The sequence below is a fragment of the Streptomyces albicerus genome, from assembly GCF_008905045.1.
GTDB lineage: Bacteria > Actinomycetota > Actinomycetes > Streptomycetales > Streptomycetaceae > Streptomyces > Streptomyces albicerus.
Window position 1 is genome coordinate 34669 of sequence record NZ_VWMY01000074.1, and the last position, 11680, is coordinate 46348.

Below are 11680 nucleotides of genomic sequence, written 5' to 3' on the forward strand. Positions count from 1 at the left end.
CCACTTGCTCTGACCTGCGACTTTCTGTCCCCTGACGTACTGTCAGTCATTTTGTGGGACGTATGTGGGATCAGGCGGTCGTGGGAACCGTGGGGCGCCAGCGTGTCTCCGTGGCTCGGCGTAGCCTCACACCATCCTCACACGCTCGACGGCGATCGCGGAAATAAATCTGCCGCCCCCCGGCGTTCTCGATCTTCGAGCCGAGGAGGGGAAGGTGTCGGGCCTGAAGCTGTTCCACACGACGAATAGCGGCGTGACGGAGGTCGCGCCGCGTCTTGCTGAGGTCGAGGCTGATGTGCAGAGCCTTATCGAGGCGCACATGGAGACGATGCTGGGAGTGCGGTTCCTCGCGAGCGAGTACGTCATCGACTGTGTCGACGGCGGACGGATCGACTCGCTGGGGCTCGACGAGAACGGGGCGCCGGTGATCGTCGAGTACAAGCGCGGCACGGATGCCGGTGTCATCAATCAGGGCCTCTTCTATATGGCCTGGTTGATGAGCCACAAGGACGCCTTTCGGAGTCTGGTCCGCGACCGGCTCGGGGTGAGGGTCGCGTCCCAGGTCCTGTGGAGTGCACCCCGGCTGATCTGTGTCGCCGGTGACTTCACCTGCTACGACGCGCACGCTGTCCGCGAGCACCGCCGTAGCATCGACCTGGTCCGCTACCGCTTCTTCGGCACGGACCTCATCGGACTTGAGACCGCGGCCTCCGTCACCGGACATGCGACTGTCCCCAGGGCGGCCCGTCGACGGGCGTCAGCGGTGCCGAGTGCCCGAAGGCGAGACGGGGCAATGACAGAGCTGGCTGCGGCGGTCGACGAGGTCTTGCTCGGCCTCGGGGACGGCGTCACCCGGGTCCAGCGCAAAACCTATTGCGCCTACCAGCGGCTGCGGAACTTCGCCTGCGTCTGTCCGCCGCAGAAGGCCAAGCTGCTTGTCTATCTCAAGGCGGATCCGAAGGGGGTCGACATTGTTTCCGGATTCACCCGGGACGTGACGGGGCTCGGCCACCATGGTACGGGCGATCTTGAGGTGCAGCTTCGTACGAAGCGGGACCTGGAGCGCGCGCAGGATCTGTTCCGCCTCAGCTACGCCGCGGCGTAGCGGCTTCTCCTCCGGGTGGCTGGTCCGGTGGGGTGTGTGGTTGTGGGCTGTTGTCGTGGTGCTGCCTCTCGACGTGGTGGTCAGGACGTGGCGGTGGACTATCAATGATGCGGGATCCCCGGTTTGGCTAACCTGGGATCGGGTGCTATATGCGGGTCGTTGACGCCGCTTACCTGCGAGGCGGACCGGCGTCGACGAGGATGCGGGCGCCGCCCAAGGGCAACCTCGCGGCCTCACGGTGGGCCAGTGGCCGGTGACACAAACCGTGGAGGTCACTCGTCCTGGAACGGCCGGATCTGACGCATGGCCAGCACCGTGCCGTCCCGGCTGATCGAGACCACGCCGTTCCAGTTGCGGTCCCAGAAGGTCCCGTGCCGCTTGGCCCTCCACGTGTGCACCCGTTGCCGATAGGCGGCGACGTCGGCGTGGCGTTTGTCTTCCTCCCTGGTAACGAGGGCACCGAGGATGTCGGCCGCGACGCCGGAGAACGCCTGGACCCGCTCGCCGTTGAGCCGGAAGACATGGTCCGTGCCCTCAAACTTCTCGCCCAGCAGCGTGTAACCCGCGTCCTGGACGCTGCCGGCCGCGGCGTGCGCGAAGCCCTGGAAGAAATCACTGCCCTGACGTGTGGTGAGCAGTGCGGCGGTGGATTCCCCGTCGCCGGCGAACGCCGTCAGGCCGGCGGCGTCGGCGTGAGCCAGGGCACGCTGGAACCACTCGTATTCGTCGGGACCGACCTGGCATCCGGGTTCGGAGGAGTCGGGGTCCTTGCCCTTGCCCGGCTTGAAGATGCCGATGGCCGGGTTCTTGTCGCCCACAGGCAGGCCGATGTCGGCGGCGGGCGTGCCTTTCGGGATATGCAGCCAGCCGCCGGGGCCGTCGGCGTGCAGGGCGTGGACGGTGAGCGGGTCGCTCAGGGAGATCTCCGTGCTGAACAGCAGGGCCGGCGTTTCGTTCCAGGCTCCGATGTGTACCCCGTCCGCGTGGACCGCTGCGGAGGCGAGTTGCTCGTATGCCTTCTGCCGGTCACTGTGGTTGCCCTTGCACGCGATCGGGAAGACGCGTGAGGACTCGCCTGGTTTCCAGACTTCGGCGAAGAACTGCGGGCGGTAGTGGTAGCCGACGGTCTTCGTTTTCGCCTTGTCCCGGCTGGTCAATGTCCAGCCGGCCCGCAACGCGGTGTCGGCGCGGACGATGGAGACACTGTGGTCGGGATAGCGGCGGGTGAGGATTTCCTCGCTCACGGCCAATGCGAAGGCATGCCCCAGCTCCTCGGATTGCAGCGCCTTGTAGTACATGGCGATCCGTTTGCCCTCCTCGGACACCGTGAGGTGGGTTCCGGCATTCGCACTCAGCGCTTGGCAGTACTTGAGGGCGCCCCAGTGTTCAGCCAGCCCGCGCGATGCGCCACGCTGGGACAACGCGAGGCCGCGGCCGAGGTGGTGCAGTACATCCCAGAACGACAACCGCACCGTCAGGCCGAGTTCCTGGCTGGGGAGCGGGCGCAGTCCCGGCTTGCGTCGCAGCGGTGCGTATGTGTCTCCCTGCTTGGTCTTGCCCTCCTCCTGACGCTTCTGGAACGTCTCCTTGCGCTCACGTTCCTTGTCGGCCGCAGCTTCCTCGACCTTGCCCACCAGTTCTCGCGTTGAGTACACCGGTACGGTCACTTGCTGCTGGAGGCTGTGCAGGACTTCTTCGGTCTTCATGGTGCTCGTCACGACTGCCCCTCCCCAGGTCGGATGTCCGGTCAGCTGTGCAGGGCCGACCGGTCACTCAGTCGAACAGCGGCGCCAGTACGTTTGGGCCCGCCAAAATGCGCCAGGCGGGGATACGGAGAACTCGCTCGACGCTGCCCGCCTTCGCCCCCCGGCCGCCGGATGGCAGTCCGATCAGCAGGCCGGCTCGCTCGTGCATCAGGCGCAGGTGCCGCGCTGGGTCACGGCCGGGTAGTGGTCCGGCGTCGACCAGTACCGCGGTGTTGCCCTCGGGTGCGGTGAACAGCAGGTCGACCCGCTGCCCGCCGGCCGCGGCGTCGCGTTCCAGCTCGACGACGCCTCGCGAGGCGAGGAGCTGCTGCACGATGTCGGCGAGGTCCCTGCGGCGCGGATCCTGTTGTGGGTCGGGGCCATGTGCGGGAGCCTGGTGTGCATCGACGGCCCGCGCCCGGTTCCACAGGACTGAGCGTGACGACAGCAGGTGCGGAAGCCCGGTCTGCTGCTGCCAGTAGCCATGGTCGCCCACGGTGATCAACTGGGACTTCGCGCGGGTGATCGCGACGTTCCAGAGGTTGACCTGGCTCGCCACCCAGTGCGCCGTCCTCGGAGGTGTATTGGCGGTCGCCACCGGGCTGAGGACCATGACGTCGCGCTGACCGCCCTGGAAGGCATGCACCGTGCCCACCCGCACCCGGTCGCTGCCCACCATGCGCTCCAGGGCATCCTTCTGCGCGCGGAAGGGGGTCACTACACCCACCGTTGCGGTCTCCGGCAGGTGCTGCAGCAGTTCCTTCACGATGTCGGTCACGGCGGCGGCTTCGGACGGGTTGCGCCACGACTTTCCGCCAGCGCCGCGCGCTGACTCGCTGGAAGGAACGCTCGCCCAGGCCAGCACGGGAGCGGTTTCCCCGGTGCTCATGAGGTCCACCGCGGGTACCTGCCCCCGTACGTCGGTCAGGATCTCCAGCGCGCCGGAGTAGCAGTGGCCGTTGACGACGTCGGCAATCTGCGGATGGCAGCGGTAGTGCTCGTCGAGCAGCAGGGCGGTGTCGCCGTTCTGCGCGGCGGCGTGGTAGGAGGAGTGGGCGTGGTAGGCGAGCCGTCGGTCCTCCAGCCAGGCCGCGCTGAGTCCCGTCCTGACACGTGCCTGGCGCTCCTGCTCCGGTGAGATGCCGGGGATGTGACTCAGCTGCATCGGATCACCGATGATCAAAGCCCGCCGGGCGCGGAACAGCAGCGGCAGCACCGCAGCGATGGAGCACTGGCTGGCCTCGTCGATGACGACCAGGTCGAAGAGCTTGGCGTTCGGCCGCAGCTGACGCACCGCGTGCGTGGTGATCGCCCACCCCTTCAGATGGCCCAGCAGATTCAGGTGGCTGCGCTGGGTCCCCGAGTGCTGCCGCAGCGTCTGGAGTCGCTGGTTCAACAGCGATCGCCCGCGGCTGAGTGCCTCCGCCGACACTGCCGCGCACAGCTCCGTCGACAGTTCGGCCCGTGTCGTGGCGCAGGCCGCGCGAGCCTGACGTACGGCCTCCTCGTCGTGGGTGAGCTGGGCTGGCGTGAGTTCACGCACCTGCCGCTCCAGGTCTGTCACGTCCGCCAGATTGTCGAGGATTTCCGAGACGACGGGCCGTTCGCCGGTCCACGCAGGCAGTTGCGCGGCCACCTGCGGGCTGGCAGCCGAGACGAACGCATTCATCGCACGCTTACGCCGCCAGCGTCCCCACCAGCCCCCGGCCGTCGCCGCTCTGCGGGTCCGCGCTTCCCAGCGTGCGAGCGTCGAATGATCGTCGGTCGCCCACATCTGTGACAGGAGCAGCACCGGAAGTCCGATCCTCGCGGCGAGCTCCGCACGCTGCTCAAGCACTCGGGCCAGCTGCACCTCACCCTCGACCTGTCGGCCGGCTTGGTCGCGTAGAACGGTGACGCGAGCGCGGAGGTTGCGAAGCTCACCCGCCACCGTGGCTGAGCTGCGGCCTGGCTGTGGAGGCGGATCCGACAGCAACTGCTCCAGCTTCGCGGCCTCCTTGACCAAGGCGTCGACGTTGCCGGTACGCATCATCAGGCCAGGAGCGATGTCGTCGCACCGCTGGGCGACGACGTCCACCGCCTCGTTGTTGGTGGACGCCACCAGAACCGACTCGCCGGCCGCGACACAGGTGGCGACCACCGAGGTGACGACCTCGCTCTTTCCCGTCCCGGGCGGACCGGTGGCCACGGTCAGGGGCTGCGTCATCGCTGAGACGACCACCTGCTCCTGGCTCTCGTTGGCCGGTCCTGCGGCGACCACGAGTACCGGATCGGTTTTTGAAGCGGCGGCGGCACGGTTCAGCAGGGCATCCAGAGCGGTACCGGGTATCTCGTCCGTACGCGTGGAGATGGCCAGCAGATTCTCCACCAGCCCGTCGGTGGCGAACCGCTCCACGCTCGAAGGAGCAAGAATCACCGCGGCGTTGTGCGCCCCTGGGCGCAGGGCCTCGTTCACCGAATCCGCACGGAGAGCGGAGGCGTCGAGCGGTTCGAGCTCCGGCAGTCCCAGCTCGCGGAGTAACTCCCGTACGGCTCTGAGCATCTGGGCGTCATTGCCGTGCTGCCATGTTGGCTGCCAGCGGGCGAGTAACTGGGCAGCCTCGTCCTCGGAGAGAAGCTCGGTCACCACCTTGGTGTGCAAGGACGGCACCCCACTCGGACGGAGCACAGCCCGCCCGCTCTCGTCCGGAGCCAACTCCATCTGCTGTATGAGCAGCGGCGCGATGCCCACGTCCGTGCGCCGACCGCCCTCGCCGCGGGAGGGGAGGGTGACGGCTGGATACCCGTACCAGTACTCGTGCTGATCTGCGGCGCGCCCCGCCCCGTCCTTCGTCTTGCCACCGCCTGATGCGTGCGCTCCGGGCAGCCGGGCTGGAGCCGGCAGGACCGAGCCCAGACCGGACTGGATGGTCTCGGGTCCTTCGTCCACCAGGAAGTACTGCGAATTCCGCCCGGTCCGCCGGTCGGGCAGCATGCTCGCCGCGGCCTGGGAGCTCAGGCACTGGGCGTAGTAGCGGAGCAGCCGCTGCCAGTCGTTGGCGTTCTCGCTGTCGGCAGCGGCCCGCTCGCGTGCTTTCAACTGGGCAGCCGACGGCGGAGCCGGCTCACCAGGCAGAGCGGGAAGGCTGACCGGACGAGCCACCGATCTGGCGAAGTACAGCGTATGGGTGGCGCGGAAGGTGGACTTGGTCGGGCGTTGCTCCTTCGGTAGACCTTTTCGCACCATCTGCGCGTTCAGATACTCGAAGAGGTCCTCCGGCGATATCCAGCCGCTGTCCTTGATCCGGCCATTTCGCAACCCCTCGACGATTTCGCCCGTGAACCGCGAGGTACCGAGTGTCGACCCCTCGGGAGCCATGGCGGAGGCGGGCTGCAGCGCATCTGAAGCGGTGATGAAGTACACGCCGGTGGGACGTAGCAGGGTGCTGCGTTCCGCTTCACCCGATTCCGAACCCTCTCCGCCCTTGGCACGCCAGCCTTGGACGACCGAACCGCTCGCGCAGCAGTCAAGCAGCACGATCTTGGATGCGGCGCGGCAGGACTGCAGCGTCCGCTCGAGGAAATCCGCCGATACCGCGGTACCGGGCAGATCGGCTCGGTCACTGTCTCGGGTGAGGAAGTACAGCTGATTGTCGGATTCGCAGAACTCGCCGTGCCCGCTGAAGTACAGCAGCGCGCTCTCGCTCTGCTGCCGCTCCTCGAGGAACGACTCGATGGCGTGCAGCATCTCGGCACGCGTCGGATCGGCCACCACGTCGCAGTCGTTGTACTGGCCGATCTCCGTGTTCTGCAGGACTTCCTTCAGATAGTGCAGATCGGCACGGACCGCCGGAAGGTCGTGGTAAGCGTCGCTGTCGTAGGTCGAGACGCCGATCAGGATGGCGTAGCGGTCGTTGTTACGCACCCTCGGTCAGCCTGCCGTCGAGGTGTCGCCCCGGCCCGCTGCGCCGCCGGTCGCGTCAGCGTCTGCCGGTAAGGAGCCATTGGCCAGGAACCGTTCGAGACGTTCGTCGTCCTCGCGGGCCTCGCGACCGGTAATCCGCAGCGTGGCTCCGTCGGGTCGGGTCGCGATGATCGTGCGCTGAGGCACCTTGGCCAGCCACACCTGAACGCAGGCTGCCGCGAACGAGCCGGCACTCAGGACCAGACCGACGACCCCCACTACGTCGCCACCTTTGTCGGTGCCCACAGAGGGACCGGTCGAAGGCAAGCGAAGCGAGGCCGTTGGATCGGCCTCGGACACCTCGGCCAGCAGTTCGCGGGCGTCGCTGCGTGCCCTCAACGGATCGTCGTCGATCACAGAGATCAACAGGTGCGGCTGACCTTGGCTGTCGCGGTCGTTGCTCACGCGTCCCCCTGCGCCGTCGGCGGTCGACATAGATGCTTTGGGAAGCTACCGGAGTAGCTGCGAGAGGAAACGTGCAAATTCGGTCGGCCGATTGTTGACGTGAAACCTACTTCGCTCTCGCAGACGGTGTTATCCGGCTGGAGTTTCGTAGAGCCGACGGCCCGTTCTGGATGTGGGCCGAGAGGGGCCGTTGGACCCAATCGTGGCCTGAAGCAGGGGCCGCTCGACCCTATCCAGCCGGTGGGCCCCACCGACGATCATGTGGCGGCGGCCGGGAGGCGGCGTGCCATCCACCGTACGCGCGGCGCTTCCTGGTCCGTGAGGCGCTCCGGGCTACCGGCGGTGCATCGTTTCCAGGGCCGCGGCCAGGACGTGGGGATCATGGTGGCCCTTGTAGACCGCGGGCGGGTGCGTGTCGAGCCGGAGGAGTTGGGACACCGCCGTCCAGGCGGTTCGCACTGAGTACTCGACGGTGAAGACGACGTCGTCGGGCACTTCCGCGAACTGTCCCATGAAGGCGAGATTAACCGAGCCTTCGGATACGACCTTGGGCTGGTCGTCGCGGCGGCGGGCCAGGAACTGGCTGGTGATGTACGGCATCAGGCAGGGCACGACGGTGGAGGTCTGAAGGATCTGGGCCGCCTTCGGCTCGTCGAAGTGCAGGTGGTGCAGGACCTCTTCGAGGATCTCCCGGCCGGAGCACATCGTCATCGGTTTGGGTGTGTGGTTGCCCGCGTGGCCGGGGAACAGGCCGTAGCCCCACCAGACCGAGAAGTCCTCGGGCTGGTCGCGGTAGACGGGTTGGCGGTTGGCGACGATGGTGAGCAGCCAGTTGGAGTCGGTGAACGTCATCATGCCGCCCCGGCCGGTCTCCCGACCGCTGAACTCCTCCAGCGCCTTGAGGAACGCCGGATCCTTCGTGGTGACGGTGAACGACTCCCAGCGGGACTCCTTGACGTGCTTGTGGAAGGCGTCCGGGTTGCCGAAGTCGTCGCGTCCCCGGGCCAGTCGATGCCAGAGCAGCCACGCGTCCGAGCTGCGGGGAGGCGGCGGCGGTGCGGAGGTGTGCGAGCCGAGGCTGGAGGCGTCGGTCATGGAGCCGTTGGTGACCAGGACCAGGTCCTCGGGGGCTACCTCGATCTGCTCGTCACGGCCGCTGCGGGACAGGTAGATGCGCTCAACCCTTGTACTCCTGCGGCCCGGTGCGAGCCCGAGGTCGGTGACGTGGCATCCGGTGTGGAGGGTGACGTCGCGTTCGCGCAGCCAGGCGGTCAGGGGGCGCACGATGGAGTCGTACTGGTTGTAGCGGGTGCGGCGGATGCGCGACATGGAGGCGAACTCGGGGAAGAGGTGGATGAAGCGCCGGAGGTAGCGGCGGAACTCGATCGCGCTGTGCCAGGGCTGGAAGGCGAACGTGGTGCACCACAGGAGCCAGAAGTTCGTGGCGAAGAAGTGCTCGCCGAAGCAGTCGGTGATCTGCTTGCTGTCCAGGTGGCCCTCCGGGGCAGCCAGGCAGCGGACCAGGTCCAGTCGGTCGCGTTCGGAGAATCCCATCGAGCGGGTGTCGACGATCTTCCCGTCGCCGTCGACGAGGCGTGCGATGTCGTCCCAGGCGAAGTCCTCGCGCAAGCGTGATCACCGTTGGACGCGTAGGGCGGAGTGTCGGTGGCGTGGTAAGGGGTAGCCGAGCAGAAGGCCGATGGCGTCCGTCCCGCACGGGCTGCTGCGCCCGGGACGCTGTCGGCGCTGGGGCGCCGACCGAATACCACGCCAGGCATGGTGAAGGCGGGCCCGGCTGCCGGCACCAGGGCGGTCAGCGGTGCCGACTAGTGTGCTGTGCGGCTGGTGCCGGGGCAAGAGGGCGCGGTGTGGTTGTGAGATTCGCTGTGTACGGCGGCTTCGCGGGGCTGCTTTGGCGGGTTCCGGTGCCGTGGGCGAGTTCCTCGGCGAGGTGGGTGAGCAGTGGGGCCGGTGTGTAGGGGGAGGCGTGGATCGCCCAAGTGGGATGGTCGATGCTGGGACCGGCCCAGAGGGTCCAGGAGGCGAGGGTGCTGTGCGGGTTTTGGGCCGCGAAGGCGTCGAACTGGACGCCGGCGTCGGCTTGGAGGGTTTCCCAGCGGATCCATCGTCCGTCGACCGTGTGCCTCCAGCCCGCGTCGGTGAGGGGATGGGTGGCTTCGGTGACGGTCTTCTCGGTGGCGGGGCCGCCGATGGCGGTCTCCCAGGCGTCTCCCTCGGCGAGCCTGTTCAGCAGGGTCTGGAGGACGGGTGCTGGGGTGGCTCCGGAGAGGGTGAGGTGCCACATCCGGTCGGAGACGGGGGTCTCGTAGGCGGCGATGGTCCAGGCAGTCTCGCGGGTTCGGCTTCGTGGACGAGTTCGGCCCGCAGGGTCTGTTCTTCGTGGATGGCGTGGGTGGTGTCGTCGGACCAGGTGCGTTCCCTGTCAAGTTTTGCGTGTTGAACCCTCGCTGTGCGGAGCCCCCGACAATTGTGGCGGTGGATGGTTCGATCGGCTTGCGCCGCTGCGAACTACGGAAGTGCCTGGGCCCACTTGCACAGGTTGTAGAAGCCGTCCAGCCGCGTCCAGGCAGATCCAAGACAGGTGCATAATGCCTGCTCAGCGCATACCAGTCCGCCGGAGTCGGCACAGTCGGTGAGAGCTGTGTGAGAGCGCGGGTGAGAGGAAGAGGCTCCACAGGAGCACTTCGGTGGGGCCTCTTCCTCTCACAGATCACCCCCGCGCGGTCACCACTACGACCGTGCGGAGAGGGCGTTCTGGCGTACCGGATCCCTGTGAGACGACGAAGCCCCGCAGGTTTACTCCTGCGGGGCTTCGTCGTGCGACGGTTTACGACTGCGTGCCACGTCCGGGGTGGAGACCGCTGTACTCGGGTTCGCCGCTTTCGAGCACACGGAGCAAGGACGCGGTGACAACACGAGTCGTACGGCCGACGCGTAGCACGCGGCACGGGAACTCTCCGCGACGCACCAGGTCGTAGCCCTTCGATCGGGAAAACCCAAATGCCCTGGAAGCGTCCTGGACGGTCCCCGTTCCACCCCAGGTGGCACGGATGTGCGAGGGGCTGTACGGGGCGTCCTGCTGCTCATTGCTCAGCTTGTGCATATCGGATTCCTCAGTCCCTTTCATGATGGCGCGGCTTGGGTGCGATCAACTTGCTTTAAAACTGCGGGAGACGTCTGGGGCTAACGCCTATGGCGGGCAAGTGGACCGCGAAGGCGGGCCAGTAACTGGTCAGAGCAGCAGGGCTGCAAGAGCGGTCACCCCGTTTCGCTGGCTGGGGGCGCTGTCGATGGGCCGGGACCCAGGGGAACTCGCCGTCGGTCTTACCCAGGTCGTGACAAGACTTGGCCACGTCGCCGTCACTGAACCATCAGTCCAACTGCGTATCTCGAAAGATCTGGAGGGCGGCCAGGCCCTGTCCCTCACGAGCGACAGGGCAGTGTGAAGCGCAGGCGAGCGCGGTGAGTTGCGTTGTGCTGGTCTTGGCGATGCCTTTCGACGTACCGACAGGTAGTGGCGGTGGATCACCAATGATGCGCGGGATCGCCGGTTTGGCTAACCGGCGATCCCGCGCTATGTTGCCTCGCTCCGAAGCTGTCTGCGCTCGTCTGACCATGGAGCCTTGTAGAACCGGCGCTGCGGCTGAGCCGCTACCCATGTGACATGCATCCACCACGGTCGGTCTATTGCGGAGTCCACCACGTGCGCGGCCCTCCTGGAGTGGGAGTGCTTGGCCCTGGTTCGCCGATCGACTGCGGCGCGGGATGTCGTCGAATGCGACGCCGACGGTCAGGTTCGCGTCTGCCCTGCTAATCCTCAGTCACTACAAGTCGACTTCGCTGCGCATATCCGCCGTTACTGGCCGACCGATGTTGCCAAGAACCCGGCGTAGTGGCTGAGTATTGTTCCCTGAAGGTATTTGCGCAGGTCAGGGCGCGTTCTTAGGTTGGAGAACCTGCCCCGGGGTCGAATTGGGGTCGAATTTGCCCGTGCCAGTCTTGGATCGCAGGCATCGGCAGTGTCGTTGCTCGGCGAAAGGGCTGTGACCAGGGGATTCCCGCCCGGTAGTGCGACGGTTCGGACAATACAAAAATATTGTCCGAACCGTCGCTCTACCTAAATTAGCAAGAAATGGACTTCGGTGGCGCACTGTCGGTCCGCGCGCATACCTTCGCGCCTGCTTGCATCAGAAGATCCGGACGCCCCTGACAACGACCGGATCGCGTATGCCGGTTGGCCGTCTGAGCTGGAGCCGCTCGATGCGGTGGGCGGCGATAGGACGATCGATTGCGAATGTTGCGGCACATGCGATCCGCCTGTGGCGGCATCGATGGTGCCCGTCGTGACCGGATGAAGAAGGGGGTCGCTGCGGCCTAGGCGGTGTTTCTCGGATCTCCTGATGTGAGTGGGGTGTTGGGGTCAGGCTGGCGGTATGGGCCGTGGGGATTTAACGAATGCGG

General features: G+C 66.7%; 6 protein-coding genes. 1 reads left to right on the top strand and 5 read right to left on the bottom strand.

What is annotated here, in order from left to right:
* The first annotated feature begins 214 nt into the window (after nucleotides 1-214).
* Nucleotides 215-1105, top strand: a complete 891-nt coding sequence (locus GAS53_RS44665) for a DUF5655 domain-containing protein (protein ID WP_192583562.1) — start codon at nucleotides 215-217, stop codon at nucleotides 1103-1105.
* A 272-nt stretch (nucleotides 1106-1377) separates the two neighbouring features.
* Here the strand turns inward: GAS53_RS44665 and GAS53_RS44670 are convergent, their stop codons facing one another.
* From GAS53_RS44670 to GAS53_RS44690, 5 genes are all read right to left on the bottom strand, one after another.
* Nucleotides 1378-2823, bottom strand: coding sequence for a hypothetical protein (locus tag GAS53_RS44670; protein ID WP_225859483.1), 1446 nt, complete (start codon nucleotides 2821-2823; stop codon nucleotides 1378-1380).
* 55 nt (nucleotides 2824-2878) lie between these two features.
* Entirely contained in the window at nucleotides 2879-6754 is a 3876-nt protein-coding gene (locus tag GAS53_RS44675) for a caspase, EACC1-associated type (RefSeq protein WP_151483518.1), read from the bottom strand.
* A 6-nt stretch (nucleotides 6755-6760) separates the two neighbouring features.
* Nucleotides 6761-7198 carry an effector-associated constant component EACC1 gene (locus tag GAS53_RS44680; protein WP_225859484.1) on the bottom strand — a complete coding sequence of 146 codons (438 nt, stop codon included), beginning with the start codon at nucleotides 7196-7198 and terminating at the stop codon, nucleotides 6761-6763.
* Between the two features lie 333 nt (nucleotides 7199-7531).
* Nucleotides 7532-8827: an oleate hydratase gene (locus tag GAS53_RS44685; protein WP_225859485.1), complete on the bottom strand. Its 1296-nt coding sequence runs from the start codon at nucleotides 8825-8827 to the stop codon at nucleotides 7532-7534.
* 184 nt (nucleotides 8828-9011) lie between these two features.
* A complete protein-coding gene (locus tag GAS53_RS44690) occupies nucleotides 9012-9629 on the bottom strand; it encodes a DUF317 domain-containing protein (protein WP_225859487.1) in 618 nt (205 codons plus the stop codon).
* Nucleotides 9630-11680 lie beyond the last annotated feature (2051 nt).